Source organism: Niabella sp. ZPM-14, from assembly GCF_055693045.2.
Window position 1 is genome coordinate 1,718,033 of record NZ_CM181148.1, and the last position, 14,445, is coordinate 1,732,477.

General features: G+C 47.2%; 14 protein-coding genes. 7 read left to right on the forward strand and 7 right to left on the reverse strand.

Features of this window, described 5'->3' with window-relative positions:
• Positions 1-30: 30 nt before the first annotated feature.
• A complete protein-coding gene (locus ACU37H_RS07265) occupies positions 31-435 on the forward strand; it encodes a hypothetical protein (RefSeq protein WP_472702195.1) in 405 nt (134 codons plus the stop codon).
• A 170-nt stretch (positions 436-605) separates the two neighbouring features.
• Here the strand turns inward: ACU37H_RS07265 and ACU37H_RS07270 are convergent, their stop codons facing one another.
• Complete coding sequence (locus ACU37H_RS07270; RefSeq protein WP_472702194.1) at positions 606-1,868, reverse strand: aminotransferase class I/II-fold pyridoxal phosphate-dependent enzyme; 1,263 nt, start codon at positions 1,866-1,868, stop codon at positions 606-608.
• A gap of 512 nt (positions 1,869-2,380) precedes the next feature.
• Between ACU37H_RS07270 and ACU37H_RS07275 the strand changes: the two genes are divergently transcribed.
• Positions 2,381-2,848 carry a hypothetical protein gene (locus ACU37H_RS07275; RefSeq protein WP_472702193.1) on the forward strand — a complete coding sequence of 156 codons (468 nt, stop codon included), beginning with the start codon at positions 2,381-2,383 and terminating at the stop codon, positions 2,846-2,848.
• A gap of 167 nt (positions 2,849-3,015) precedes the next feature.
• On the opposite strand, the gene ACU37H_RS07280 is transcribed toward ACU37H_RS07275, so the two are convergent.
• Positions 3,016-5,430: a transglycosylase domain-containing protein gene (locus ACU37H_RS07280; RefSeq protein ID WP_472702192.1), complete on the reverse strand. Its 2,415-nt coding sequence runs from the start codon at positions 5,428-5,430 to the stop codon at positions 3,016-3,018.
• A gap of 155 nt (positions 5,431-5,585) precedes the next feature.
• On the opposite strand from ACU37H_RS07280, the gene ACU37H_RS07285 reads away from it, so the two are divergent.
• The 3 genes from ACU37H_RS07285 to ACU37H_RS07295 are packed head-to-tail and all read left to right on the forward strand — an operon-like array spanning position 5,586 to position 6,826.
• Complete coding sequence (locus ACU37H_RS07285) at positions 5,586-5,807, forward strand: AtpZ/AtpI family protein (protein WP_472702191.1); 222 nt, start codon at positions 5,586-5,588, stop codon at positions 5,805-5,807.
• Entirely contained in the window at positions 5,794-6,201 is a 408-nt protein-coding gene (locus tag ACU37H_RS07290; RefSeq protein WP_472702190.1) for a hypothetical protein, read from the forward strand. Before ACU37H_RS07285 ends, ACU37H_RS07290 begins: the two co-directional genes overlap by 14 nt.
• On the forward strand, positions 6,194-6,826 hold the full coding sequence (locus ACU37H_RS07295; protein ID WP_472702189.1) for a SprT-like domain-containing protein: 633 nt from the start codon (positions 6,194-6,196) through the stop codon (positions 6,824-6,826). The genes ACU37H_RS07290 and ACU37H_RS07295 overlap by 8 nt, the downstream gene beginning before the upstream one ends.
• Here ACU37H_RS07295 and ACU37H_RS07300 read toward each other — a convergent pair.
• The 3 genes from ACU37H_RS07300 to ACU37H_RS07310 form a co-directional block, all read right to left on the reverse strand.
• Positions 6,823-7,932, reverse strand: coding sequence for a carboxylate-amine ligase (locus tag ACU37H_RS07300; RefSeq protein WP_472702188.1), 1,110 nt, complete (start codon positions 7,930-7,932; stop codon positions 6,823-6,825). The two genes, ACU37H_RS07295 and ACU37H_RS07300, sit on opposite strands and share 4 nt — an antisense overlap.
• Positions 7,933-8,244: 312 nt before the next feature.
• On the reverse strand, positions 8,245-9,183 hold the full coding sequence (locus ACU37H_RS07305) for an ATP-grasp domain-containing protein (protein WP_472702187.1): 939 nt from the start codon (positions 9,181-9,183) through the stop codon (positions 8,245-8,247).
• 132 nt (positions 9,184-9,315) lie between these two features.
• Positions 9,316-9,471, reverse strand: coding sequence for a hypothetical protein (locus ACU37H_RS07310; RefSeq protein WP_472702186.1), 156 nt, complete (start codon positions 9,469-9,471; stop codon positions 9,316-9,318).
• 291 nt (positions 9,472-9,762) lie between these two features.
• Between ACU37H_RS07310 and ACU37H_RS07315 the strand changes: the two genes are divergently transcribed.
• Both ACU37H_RS07315 and ACU37H_RS07320 read left to right on the forward strand, forming a co-directional pair.
• Positions 9,763-10,572: an alpha/beta hydrolase gene (locus tag ACU37H_RS07315; protein WP_472702185.1), complete on the forward strand. Its 810-nt coding sequence runs from the start codon at positions 9,763-9,765 to the stop codon at positions 10,570-10,572.
• Positions 10,573-10,654: 82 nt separating this feature from the next.
• Positions 10,655-12,742 (forward strand): thioredoxin domain-containing protein, encoded by a 2,088-nt coding sequence (locus ACU37H_RS07320; RefSeq protein WP_472702184.1) that lies wholly within the window; start codon positions 10,655-10,657, stop codon positions 12,740-12,742.
• On the opposite strand, the gene ACU37H_RS07325 is transcribed toward ACU37H_RS07320, so the two are convergent.
• Both ACU37H_RS07325 and ACU37H_RS07330 read right to left on the reverse strand, forming a co-directional pair.
• Positions 12,739-13,404: a YiiX/YebB-like N1pC/P60 family cysteine hydrolase gene (locus tag ACU37H_RS07325; protein ID WP_472702183.1), complete on the reverse strand. Its 666-nt coding sequence runs from the start codon at positions 13,402-13,404 to the stop codon at positions 12,739-12,741. The two genes, ACU37H_RS07320 and ACU37H_RS07325, sit on opposite strands and share 4 nt — an antisense overlap.
• Complete coding sequence (locus tag ACU37H_RS07330; RefSeq protein ID WP_472702182.1) at positions 13,370-14,350, reverse strand: PhoH family protein; 981 nt, start codon at positions 14,348-14,350, stop codon at positions 13,370-13,372. Before ACU37H_RS07330 ends, ACU37H_RS07325 begins: the two co-directional genes overlap by 35 nt.
• Positions 14,351-14,445: the final 95 nt, after the last annotated feature.

The following is a 14,445-nucleotide window of genomic DNA, read 5'->3' on the forward strand; positions in this document are numbered from 1 at the left end:
ACAAATTTTTTAAAATATAAACTTTATACAATGAAAACATATTTATCTAAAACAAAAACTTTCGCTTTAGCTTTAGTAACTCTTTTTACAACTTCTATCGCAGCTCCTGCATTTGCAGTGAACGATGAAGACAAAAAAGCAGAGATCAGCTACGTGGGTAACGTAAACGACCTGCCTGTGTACAGACTGTCTTTGGACAACAAAGCTAACGAAGTGTTCTTCGTATCCGTTACTGACAATGACGGTAACGTACTGTACAACGAGAAAGTAAGCGGCAAAAAAATCGTTCGCAACTACCAATTCGATAACGACGTGTACAGCGAATATGACCTGACTTTCACTATTTCTAATGTGAAAGGAAAAACCATCAGCGTGTACAACGTAAGCAACAGCAAAAAAATCGTAAACGAAGTAGCTGTAAATCGCGTGAAATAAGTAATACCTTACTTACTATATTGAAAAGCCCCTGCAATGCAGGGGCTTTTCTTTTATGCTTTCATCTTATTTTTCAATTTGGACAGATGCCTGCCCGAATGCACCGGCATTCCTGTGTACAAAAAAAACGGAGCACGCTCCGTTTTTCATCAACCGGTGGCTGATGTTTGTTATTTCTTTTCAGCCATATCAGGGATCGCGTTGGTCTTGTAGGCGCCCGCATCCAGCTTTTCTTTCACAGCGGTAAATGCCTCCAGGGTTAACTGGATATCTTCATCTGTATGGGCCGCAGTGGGGATCAGGCGGTAGATAATGTGCCCGCGCGGAATAACAGGATATACAACGATAGAGCAGAAGATCTTATAATTTTCTCTCAGATCCATTACCATGGCGGTAGCTTCTTCCACACCTCCTTTCATATATATAGGAGTCACTACTGAATCCGTATTACCAATATCGAATCCTCTATCCTTCAGACCCTGCTGCAGTTTCAACGCATTTTCCCAAAGCTTTTCTTTCAGCTCGGGGCGCGTTTTTAACAGCTCCAGCCTTTTCAGGTTACCTACTACCAAAGGCATCGGCAGACTTTTAGCAAAGATCTGGCTGCGGATATTGTAGCGTATATAATCGATGATCTTGCGGTCGCCTGTAACGAAGGCTCCGATAGAGGCCATTGATTTCGCAAAGGTGGAAAAATAAAGATCGATCTGATCCTGAACACCTTGTGCTTCACCAGCGCCGGCACCGGTTGCGCCCAACGTTCCAAAACCATGAGCATCATCTACCAGCAACCGGAAGTTGTATTTATTTTTCAGCTCGGCGATTTCCTTCAATTTACCCTGATCACCCGCCATACCAAATACACCTTCGGTAATCACGAGGATACCTCCCCCTTTATTTTGTTTTTCAATATAAGAAGTAGCGCGCTGCATCTGTTTTTCAAAGTCTTCAATATTGTTGTGCTTAAAAACAAAACGATGTCCCGGATGTAATCTCAGACCATCTATAATGCAGGCGTGGCTTTCCGCGTCGTACACGATCACATCGTGACGGCTGCAAAGCACATCTATGATACTTACCATTCCCTGGTAACCAAAATTCAGTAATACGGCATCTTCCTTTCCCTCAAAAGCGGCCAGCTCGGCTTCCAGTTGCTCGTGCAGGTTACTGTTGCCACTCATCATTCTCGCACCCATCGGCAATGCCAATCCGAATTCCGAAGCCCCGTCAGCATCTGCCTTCCTGATCTCGGGATGATTCGCCAGTCCGAGGTAATTGTTTAAACTCCAAACAATTACGTCGTTGCCTCTAAACTTCATGCGACTGCCGATCTCTCCTTCCAGTTTGGGAAATGCGAAATAACCATGTGCTCTTTCGCGGTGCTGGCCAATGGGTCCGTAATTCTTCAATAACCTTTCAAAAATATCTGCCATATACTACTATGTAATTTATATGAGTAAAAAATTCGTGCAAATATAACACGCAATGACCAAAGAAGGGCGGGGAGCGGCAAACCCGGCGAAATTTATGCGGCGCAAGATGGACGGACCTTCCTTTAAAAGTTCAAAAATTTTGCCTATATTGAATATTTCACATATTTTACCTTCTATCTAAGATGCTTCTCTGCATACAGCTTCGCTAAGTAAAAATGAAGCCTGAAGAAAACCTCAAACAGATATGTAAGACCGATCATTTCATTCCCTCTACGCGAAGAAAAAAGATCTTTCATAGTTGACTTCTTAAAACCACCATCATGACACAATCACCATTTCAAAACCTATGACACTTTTTAAAAATAGCAGGCAGATCCGTAACACAAAATTCTTAATTAACAGTGGGCGAGGTTCTTACCGGAAAGGTGATTAGCATTCGCCAGATATACACTCCCATTGAGCCTTTGAGTATTTATTCTGCTTACCAATGTTCATTTTAAAACCTAAACACCATGACACGCGTTTCCCCTTTACCACATTATTTTATTGCATTATTACTGATAATCTCAAACGGGCTTGCAGCCGCTCCCTACCCCGGCAACCACATCGATGATGACGAGCCGGAGATGGCAACTGCTTTCAGCCAACTTTCGGCGTGGATTGGCTACGACCTGCTTTCTGCTAATCCAACAATATCTGAAACAAACACCCGCTGTTTTCCACCAGGGGCGTTGGTGAGAGCTGAAGTATTTTACCGGATGACAGGCGAAGCATCAACAAACAGTAATGCGGCTGTAAACAGCCAGCAGAATCCGCCTTCCAACAGGCCGGTGTTGATGGGACTTGAAGGACTTGCAGCCGCCTTAGTGTTCTTTGTCCTGGGCGCCATCACCCGGAAGAATAAATGGCTGGCCAGGGCCTTGTTTTTGATCGGGTTTGCAGCAGCGATGTACGGCTGCACCATCAAAGAAAATCAATAGATGGAATCGGGCGAATAACGCCGCCCTGAAGCTGTTTACTGATCAAAGCTTTAGCGGTAGGCTTATCACTTTAAGATAGAAAGAGGGATAAGGCTTATCAGTCTTATCCCTCTTTATGATCAATATTCTAATTATAAACGTCCGGCGACTCGTCTTCGGCGAAACGATTACTCCTCTTTCTTGCCAAATATTTTCCGGAACAGTCCCTTTTTCTTTTTAGGCTCTTCGGGAGTGCCAATAGGTTTTTCTTTCACAGCCTTCTTACGGGTGGTATCTTTTACAGGCTTCTTGGGCTTGTTAGGATCTTCCGGTAATGGTGCCGACTCAGGACCAATATATTCACCGCTGTTTTGCAGGTAGTCCTGCTCCGTACCCACGCCCAAATCTTCTCCGGCCGCGGTTGGCTCTATACTATCGTCAAATATGAGGGAAGAAGGATCTGCGCTTACCGCTTCATTGCTCAAGGTCGGTGGTTCTATAAAGCGATCTTCTTTATTAATACCCAGATCTTTATTGCCATACACTTTTTTGAAGAAGTGCTCCCAGATGGGTCTTGCAGCCGCGCCACCAAAACCGCCGGATCCTTCATTCCTTATAAAGCGGTCATCACTTCCTACCCAAACGCCGGCCATTAATTGAGGGACAAAGCCCATGAACCAGGCATCACTGTTATCGTTGGTAGTACCTGTTTTACCGGCCATCTCGGCAGCGCCTAACCGGGCACGAAGTCCCGCTGCTGTGCCTTTATCAACCGGCCCCTGCATCATTCTGGACATGATATATGCTGTTGCCTCACTGATGGCCTCCCTGCGGTTGGCGCTGTAGTCAAAACGCTTGATCACATTACCATTGCGGTCTTCAATCCTGCTAATGAAATACGGTTTGGTAGAAAATCCGCGGCCACCGAAAATGGAATACGCCCACATCATTTCGAACAAGGACAGCTCACAGGAACCCAAGGCGATCGAAGGATAAGGCTTTACTTTGGTTGGCACACCTATCCTTTGCAGAAAATCAACAAACTTACCGGGACCTACCTGTTTCATGATATAGGCCGTAGCGCAGTTTCGGGACCATGCCAGCGCATTGGCCATCGGCATTGTACGCCCCGTGCAGCTTCCGCCGGTGGCTGGTACCAGCTGGCCCGGGCCAAAGCTTTGCTGAACATCCTGAACCGGTGTCTCCGGTGTGAAGTTCAGCTCTTCTACCGCCTCGCCGTATAACAAAGGTTTGATCGTAGAGCCGACCTGCCTTTTGGTATTTAAATTGACGTGGTCATACTTAAAAGTATTAAAACCGATACCGCCCACCCAGGCTTTCACTTCACCCGTTAAAGGATCCATCGCCATGAAGCCTGCCTGCGTAAACAACCGGTGATACTTGATGGAATCATACGGTGTCATTACAGTGTCTTTCTCGCGCGCAGCATTCCAGGCAAATACTTTCATGGGTGTCTTTTCGAAGAAAGTGGCTTTTATCTCTTTATCGGTCAATCCATCGTCGGCAAGATTGCGCCAGCGCTCACTATTTTTCATAGCAGCTTCCAGCACGTTTTCATGCTTTTTCCAGACGCTTCCATTCCTGACAAAACTCTGCCGGATCACATTTTTATACAGCTGGGGAGCTTGCTTTGCCACCGCCTCCTCAGCATATAACTGCATTACCGGGTTGATGGTCGTATATATTTTTAATCCATCATTATAAATGTTATAGGAGGAGCCGTCCGGTTTGCTTATATCTTTTAAAAGATTTTTTATCTCATCCCTCAGTACCTCTCTGAAATAAGGCGCGTATCCCAGATCCTCACTCGGTTTTTTATAATTGAGCCCGATAGGTTTAGCCTGAAGATTGGCAGCTTCTGCCGCAGAAATATTACCGTTTTCAGCCATCCTGCTCAACACAAGATTTCGCCGGTCCATTGAGGCTTTCGGATTGCGGCGGGGATTAAAGATACCCGGCCCGTTGATACTGCCTACTAATAAAGCAGCTTCATCCACACTCAGTTGCGCCGGCTCTTTTTGAAAAAACCGTTTAGCAGCATTTCTGATACCGTAAACATTATCAGGATAAGCAACGGCATTAAGGTACAGCGCCAGTATTTCCTCTTTAGTAAAATTGCGTTCGAGCTTTACGGCAATGATCCATTCTTTCAGTTTCTGGACAACCCTTTTCACCGGGTTCCTGGCGCGTTCGTTGAAAAGCGCCAGCGCCAGCTGCTGCGTGATGGTACTACCACCCCCTTTCGTTCCACCGGAAGACACCGCCCGCAAAGTGCCGATAATATCGATGCCCGAATGCTCATAAAACCGTTTATCTTCGGTAGCCACGAGCGCATTGATCACGTTAGGCGAAATCTCTTTGTACTTTACAATGCTCCTGTTACCGGAGGGCAGATAGTATTTTCCCATCAGGGTTCCATCGCTGGCATATACTTCGGAGGCTTGCGCTATCGTTGGATTTTCAAGCTCTTCGATCGAAGGCATTTTGCCAAAGACGCCAAAATTCGCCATCAGCAGAATGGCCACAAAGCAGCCCAGTCCTATAAAAAACAATCGCCAAAAAATTCTAACGGATTTCTTCATTCAATATTCTGTTTAAGATTCATCAGCTCTTCATTGCCAATGGAGCAAAATTGCGGTAAATCTACATTTTAATGTAAATATTATTTCTTAAAATTCGAAAACTTGCATTGGCTGACCTACAAGATAATTATTTGTAGTTTTATAATAAAATACACTTGGACTCCAAAAATTATTCATCATGGCTCCGCTACCTGGGGATCGGCGCGCAGCTCATCGCCCTGATTGCCCTGAGTGTGTACGCAGGCATCAAGCTGGATCAGAAATTTGATATAGCACCGTTATTGACAGTAGCCTTACCTTTGCTGGTATTGGCAGCCACATTTTATAAACTAATTAAAGAAACCGGGAAAAAGGACAAGCATCATGGACGCGACTAAAAATGGATTCAATCCTCTGAAACTGATGATATTAGTATTTGTGTTGCTGAGCGCGTTCTTCCTGGTATTTAAAAAAACACTCACGCAGGCCGGCGCTGATACGGGTGTATTGCTGATCGCCAACATCATCTTATTCCTGATCGGCATCTTTACCGTTCGTAACGGTTTAAAAGCCATCCGCAACCCCAACCCGCATGTGTTCGTTCGTGTGTTTTACGCCGGGTTTATCATTCGCCTGTTTGTATGTGCGATCGCTGCTTTTGTTTATATCTACCTGAATGGCGGCAATGTGAACAAGCCGTCTCTTTTCGGCAGTCTGGGTATTTATATGCTGTACACGATCATCGAAGTTTCATCTTTACAAAAAGCTTTAAGGAATAACAAGAATGCCTAAGAAGGAAGTGCCCCTATTAGAACTGGCGCAATACTTACCTGAACATACTTATGAACCTGTGATCGCTTACCTCAACTTTTATAAGGTTCACCTGACCATCGCTAAAAGCAGGAATTCGGTACTGGGCGACTATCGCCACAGTGTCGACACTAAAAACCACCGGATCAGCGTCAACGGCAACCTGAACCGGTATGCTTTCCTCATTACCTTGCTGCACGAGTTGGCCCACCTGATCACTTTTGAAAAATACGGTAACCGGGTGCAGGCGCACGGACGGGAATGGAAAACCGTCTACGGACAGGTATTGGCACAATTCATCGAAAAAAAGATTTTTCCCGGAGATATAGAAGCAGAGCTATTACGGACGCTGCACAATCCCGGCGCCTCAACCTGCTCTGAAGAAAGCCTGCAGCGCGTGCTGTACCGCTACGACCCGCGGAAAGAAGGACACCACCTGGTGGAAGATATCCCCGAAGGCGCATTGTTCCGGCTGAAAGATGGTCGCGTGTTTCAAAAAGGGAAACGCCGCACCAAAAGGTACACCTGCCTGGAGATTGCGACCAATAAAACTTATCTGTTCAGCCCTGTTTATGAAGTGATGCTGGTGCCTGACAAGCCCCGCTAAATACCATCTAAAAAGTGATCGCTGACATACCGGGCCACCTGGGCCAGGTCTTTGGTTTCTTCGTACACCGCTAATTGACGGTCGGCGCCGGTGCCCTGCTCCAGTATTTTATGAACATATTCGATACGATGCCGGCTGCCCAGGTGAGAAAGAACAGGGTCTACAAAGTCCAGCAATTCATAGATCAGCGCGCGGGTATTGACTTCCTCCTCCTTCCCGAAATCGATCAGGTAGCCGTCCAGTCCATAACGGCTGGCACGCCACTTATTTTCATTGATCAGTGCGCGGGAGTATTGGATATAGTTCAGGTTCTTACTACGCAACATGTAGATACGCGCACAGATTGCCTGAAACAAAGCAGCAATAGCAATGGTTTCATCAACCGTCATTGGTATATCGCAGATCCTGAACTCCACCGTGTTAAAGAAAGGATGTACACGGAGGTCCCACCAGATCTTCTTCGCATTGTCGATGCAATTGGTCTTGATCAGCATTTTGACATAGTTGTCGTAGGCTTCAATGCTTTCGAACGCGTCAGGAATACCCGTTCTTGGAAACTTGTCAAACACTTTTGTCCGGTACGATTTGTAGCCGGTGGTCCGGCCTTCCCAGAAAGGCGAATTGGTGCTCAATGCAAAAATATGCGGCAGGAAATAGCGCGTTGAATTAGCAATATGATTGGCCAGCTCGCGGCTTTCCATGCCTACGTGCACGTGCAGGCCAAAGATCAGGTTGCTGCGGGCCGCTTCCTGTAGCTCAGCAATGATCTCGTTATAGCGCTGATGATCGGTGATCAGTTGTTTTTCCCAATGACTGAAAGGGTGGGTACCGGAAGCCCCGAGCGTCAGCCCCAGGTCGCCGGCAATATCGCTGATCGTCTTGCGCAAAAAAGCGACATCCTTATAAGCTTCGTCAATGTCCTGGCAGATATCCGTGCCCACTTCCACCACGGCCTGGTGCATTTCCGCTTTCACTTTGTCCTTGATACTCTTTTGTCCCTCCTGCACAATGCGCTGTTCGTGGCTTTTCAGTTCGTAAGTCTCCGGGTCCAGTACCATGTACTCCTCTTCCACCCCCAGGGTAAATGTTTTATAATTTAAGACCATATTATTTTGGTTTCTCTTTTCTTGATGCTCATTCCCGATATCCGATTGACACCAGATGCCGGATCTTTATGCTTATGGCCGATGGTCCATTGCCTATTGTCCATTGCTTATTGCTCATTGCCTATTGCCTGTTGCTTATGGTCCATTGCTCATTGCCTATTGACCTTTGACTATTGTCCATTGCCGATGGTCCATTGCTCATTGCGTATTGCCTATTGCTTATCGCCTATTGACTATTAACCATTAACTATCGACTATGAACTATTGTCCATTGCCCATTGCTCATCATCCATTCAGCTCCTGCACCCCCCCTTATCGCCCCGCACTATGCTTTACATATTCGCCCCACGTTAATTGATCGCCTCCATTGTTCGCGAGCGCTTTTTCAATGGCAAAATTCGCAGCCGTTTCTACCACCCACTCGAAATTATCCGGACCTACACTGGCAATATCCGCATCGGGCGCCGGATTGCAAAAATCAATCGCGTAGGGCACACCATCCCTCAGCGCCAGCTCCACCGTATTAAAGTCATACCCGAGGTACCGGTTTATTTTTAATACGATGTCCGTCATCTCATTAAGCTGCTGCTCTGATGGAGAAAAATCCGCGCGATACCGGAGATGATGAGGATTACGAGGCTCATAAGGCATGATACGCACATGCTTTCCGCCGATGCAGTAACAACGGTAATATTCCTCGAAAACAATTTCCTCCTGGAGTAACATCACCAGCTGGCCGGTTTCGTTATGTTTTTCAAAAAATTCTTCTTTGTTGTTCAGCTTGTAGACATTTTTCCAACCTCCACCGGCAAACGGTTTCATATAAGCCGGGAAACCAACTTCAGCAAATATCGACTCCCAATCCAGCGGATACGATAAGTTGCTAAACGACTCGGGGCCGGTATCATCGGGCATTTCGTTTGAAGGCAGGATCGCTGTTTTGGGAACCGGCACGCCGATCTGCGTCATCAGGCAGTTGTTAAAATACTTATCGTCCGCGCTCCACCAGAAAGGGTTATTGATCACTGCCGTCCCGGTAAGTGCCGCGTTTTTCAACCAGGTCCGGTAAAAAGGTACATCCTGTGAGATCCGGTCGATGATCACCGAATAGCCGCTGTGCACGCCCTGGATCGCTTTGTCTATATGAACCGGCTCAGCCATAATGCCTTCCACGTTTTTACTGTTGACCCTGTCCACAAAGGCTTTGGGAAAAGATCTTTCCTTACCATGAAGAATACCGATTTTTTTCATTCGTAAATATTTATGTTTTTAAAGGTCGAATGGAACGTATCAGGGATATCCCGATAGCTATCGGGATTATTCCCCTGTGTAATAAAAATGAAAATTTTATAATGAACGTTTCATCAGATTATTTTTAGATTTTTAATATTGTGATACCTGCACTATCGCTGTTCTCACCCTGTGAGCAGCTATCGCTTTCGCCGGATAATCGTTTTCAAATAAAATGGTAATAGCCAGATTACGATCGCCTGAAATGCGTTTTATCTCTTTTTCTGCCAGCAGTTGCAGTTCACTCATGTGTTGTTCTTTAACAGGTGATCTTTAGTGCAGTTCATTGATAAAATACAGCGGTTGTCCGAGTTCATTTGGATTCCATCGGCCCTACAGCTACTGGAAGGCCTGCCGCTATACTTTACAACCAAATATATTTTTTTATATGATACCAGCAAAAATTGTTTTAGGCGCGAAAGACCGGTTCGGGCCGTAAAGCCCGGCATCTGGTCAGACCGGGACGGTCAGACCAGATACATTCAGTGGGATTTAATAATTAAATAATATAAAGTACACAATTTTCCTATTTTTGGCTCAATGGAAACTGCAGTCGAAACGTATTTGGTTACTGATATCATCACCTTACCATCCAAACATTTAAAACGCGACGTTGCCTTGCAATGCTACCTCCCTACTAATGTGGCAGACACGGCGGCAATGAGCCTGCTCCTGATCAACGACGGACAGGATATGCCTGTGATGGGGTATGAAAACATACTGAATCAACTGTACCAGGAAAACGCGCTCCAGCCCGTCCTTTCCGTGGCTATCACGGCGGGCACAGAGCGTACGCAGGAGTATGGCATCGCTTCCAAAAAAGATTATCTCGGCCGCGGTGCGAAAGCAGGGGCTTACACCAAATTTGTTTTGTCAGAATTGATTCCATTCATACAATCCAATTACAAAGTCAGCCGCTTCAAAGAAATGGCTTATGCAGGGTTTTCTCTCGGCGGCCTCAGTGCGCTGGACATGGTGTGGTCCAACCCGAACGTCTTCTCTAAAGTGGGCGTTTTTTCAGGATCACTCTGGTGGCGCAGCCTCGATCAGTCCGACAAAAAATACAACGATGACCAACACCGGATCATGCAGCAGCAGATCAGGAAAGGGAAATATACTCCCGGCCTGAAGTTCTTTTTCGAATGCGGCAAGCTGGACGAAAGCGGCGACAGGAACAACAACGGTATTATTGATTCGATCGATGATACGCTCGACCATATCAAAGAGCTGATGTCGAAAGGATATAAGGCTGAAGATATTACCTACCTTGAACTGAATGAAGGCCGTCACGATGTTGCCACCTGGGGCAAAGCAATGCCCGTTTTTTTGAAATGGGGTTGGGGCAAATAATTCCCGGTTCTCTCCTGAAATACCCGACACCAAAACTTGCCTGATCTTTGCAGGTGTAGACTACACATCAATACGAATCTATATGCCCAACGCGCTGGTCCACGAAACGAGTCCTTACCTCCTGCAACATGCCCACAACCCGGTGAACTGGTATCCCTGGGGTGAAGAAGCGCTGCAGAAGGCGATCAATGAAAACAAACCGATATTAGTAAGCATCGGCTACGCAGCCTGTCACTGGTGTCATGTGATGGAACGGGAAAGCTTTGAGGATGAGGCAACCGCCGCGTTGATGAACGAGCATTTCGTCAATATCAAAATAGACCGGGAGGAAAGGCCGGACCTGGACCACATCTACATGGATGCGGTGCAAGCGATGACGGGCAGCGGTGGATGGCCTCTGAACGTCTTTTTAACGCCCGGCAAGAAACCCTTTTATGGCGGCACGTATTTTCCTCCGAAAGCCGTTATGAACCGTGCCTCGTGGAAAGACGTGCTGGTGGCGGTTTCTGACGCTTTTCAGAATAAAAGAAATGAAATAGAGGAACAGGCAAGCGGACTGACAGAACATCTTTTACAAGCTAACAATTTCGGCATCAACACCGGCACACAGGCGTCTTCTTTACAGCAAATGGACGAGGCCTGCGAAAACTTACTAAAGCAAGCGGACCAGCAATGGGGTGGCTTTGGCGCAGCGCCTAAATTTCCCCAAACGTTTTCCATCCAGTTTTTATTAAGGTATTATTATCAATCTAAAGTTGCCGCGCGCGACGGATCCACTCCCTCCACCTCTCTGGCTGACGCTGCCCTGAAGCAGGCGCTATTAAGCCTGGACAAAATGATCGAAGGCGGTATTTATGACCAGCTGGGAGGCGGATTTGCCCGGTACTCCACCGATGCGGAATGGCTGGCTCCCCATTTCGAAAAAATGTTATACGACAATGCACTGATCGTATCCACCTTGAGCGAAGCCTATCAGATCACAGGAGAAGATCAATATAAGATGACCATCGATCATACGCTGGCCTTTGTGGAACGCGAGTTGCTCGATGCCTCCGGAGGTTTTTATGCGGCTTTGGATGCGGACAGCGAAGGTGAAGAAGGCAAGTATTATGTCTGGCAGCGAGCAGAGATTGAAGCAATTTTAGGCCCGGATACTGAAATGTATTGCGACTTCTACAATATTTCGGCGAATGGGAATTGGGAGCACAAGAACATCTTGCGCATCCTGGAGCCGCTTCCACAATTTGCGGCCAACCGCCAATATAAAATAGAAGACCTGCGACAGCTCCTGGACAAAAGCAACAAGAAGCTGTTAGCCGTGCGTGACCAACGCGTACGGCCTGCACTGGACGATAAGATCATTCTTGGCTGGAACGCATTGATGAACCTGGCATATAGTAAAGCATATGCCGCCACAGGAAACGAATCTTATAAAAGCAGGGCGATCCACAATATGCAATTTCTGCTGGACGCCTTTGGCGGCGACGATTCCCGCCTGCATCACGTATGGAAAAACGGTGTTGCCAAATACCCCGCATTTCTGGATGACTACGCCTACCTGATACAGGCCTTGCTGCAACTGCATCGCATCACTGCAGACACTACTTACTTATTAAAAGCTCAAACGCTTTGTGAGCAAGTGACGGAAGACTTTACCGAGCCGGAAGGCTATTTCTATTACACGCCCGAAAGCCAGCAGGATGTTATCGTCCGGAAAAAAGAAGTTTATGACGGCGCAACGCCGAGCGGCAATGCAACTATGGCGCTTAACCTCATGGAGCTGGGATTGTTGCTGGACCACGATGAATGGCGCCAGCGTGCTTACAACATGATCAATGGTTTGAGCACGGTTGCGGTAAAGTATCCGACATCGTTCGGCGTATGGCTGGCAGGACTTTACCAGCGGGTAACGGGGACTCAGGAGATCGTTTTGCTGGGCGCTTTCGAACCGGCACTCAAAGCATTGTTGCACCAACCGCTTCCACATGCAGTGATCATGGCCTCTGCGCAGTCCAATGATCAGTTTCCTCTGTTACAAGGCAAAACATCGGATCAGGCATTGGCGATCTTTCTCTGCGAGCAATATGCCTGCCGGCAGCCGGTGTACGAAGTGGATGCCTTGCTAAAGCAGGTACATGGCGGGTTTGCAAGAACGAGCACATCTTCTTAAAACGAAACAGCGGCGATTTTTTTTTCTTCGGGATGTAAATACAAATCATCGATGGTAATATAAATCGACCCCGCCTGCTGGTGCAGGTAGGGCTGCAAAGCGCCGTCCGTAGCGGCGTTCAGCGCCTTGAATACAAACTCACTACAGTACATCCGGTCATCTGTATGAAAATTGAAAAACAGGTCAAATGGCAGACCGCGGTTGTATTGAGCCCCGATCCATTGTTTTAATTTTTGTTGCGCCCCTGCAGACAGCTCCCGCCGAAACACCGCGATACGATATACCTCTTCGGGATCGCAGAATTGCTCCAACGGCTGCCTGAGCAAGCGCTGCGAAGGGTTGTAGCTCCCGCCCAGCGCGTGATACACCCATATGCTGTCCTTTTCTACCTGTAGGATGCCGACATGCGAATACAGTTGTTCCTTCCGGTTGAAACGACGGGCGGTTTCGCTCACTTCGTCCTTGCCGGCTCTTACGATCATGTCGCCGCTCTTCACTAAAGTTTGCAGGTGAAGCATCTTCCGGGTGTTGTCGATACGGCTGTTGCCGCAAGACAGCAATAATGTAAAAAGAAAAAGGCATCCGCCGAGGCGGATACCTTCAAAAGTAATATTCACCAGGTCTGTCTTATTTTGAATCTTCCCTTTCCATGCTCCGCTCATGCTCGGCATTGTACGCTTTAATAATCGCTTTAACCAGACGGTGCCTTACCACATCTTCTTCATCCAGTTCAATATATCCGATGCCGGGTATATTTCTCAGGATGCGCGCGGCGGTTTTCAACCCGCTTCGCTGGTTTTTCGGAAGATCCACCTGCGTCATATCGCCGGTGATGATGGCTTTGGCATTGGCTCCGATACGCGTCAGGAACATTTTTAGCTGCAGGTCCGTCGCGTTCTGCGCTTCATCCAATATGATGAAAGCGTTGTCCAGCGTACGTCCGCGCATGTAGGCCAGCGGCGCAATTTCAATGGCGCGCGTGGTCATAAAATATCCGAGTTTGTCCGCGGGGATCATGTCGTCCAGTGCATCATAGAGCGGCCTCAGGTACGGATCGATCTTTTCCTTCAGATCGCCCGGTAGGAAACCAAGGCTTTCGCCCGCTTCTACCGCCGGCCGGGTCAGGATGATCTTTTTGACCTGCTTGTTTTTCAAAGCACGCACTGCAAGCGCCACGGCGGTATAGGTTTTACCTGTACCTGCCGGTCCGATCGCAAAAACGATGTCGTTTTTTTCCGCTTCCTGCACCAGCTTTTTCTGGTTAGCCGTTCGCGCTCTGACGCTTTTACCATTAGGACCGAATACCAACACTTCGTTGGGATTACGCTCCATGAAATTGTCTATTACTTCCGCATCGTCGCCACCCAGTATCTGATCGAAATAATTGTTACTCATACTTCCATTTCTTTCGAGATAAGAAATGGCGAGATTTATTTTCTCCGTAGCCGCTTTGATCTGTTCGGGCGAGCCGCTCAGTTTCAATTGGGTACCACGTGAAAGAATTTTGAGTAATGGGAACTTCTTTTTCAGGATGTCGAGCTTTGCATTGTTAACACCAAAAAAATCCAGTGGGTTAACGGTTTCCAGGTTAATAATTGCTTCTGTCAATCTAATATAGTTTATCATTAAGGCTCCCGGCAAAGGGCTGACCGGCATTTTTCGCGTCATGCTGAACCTCTCTGCAGCATGCCTGCCCCTCTTAT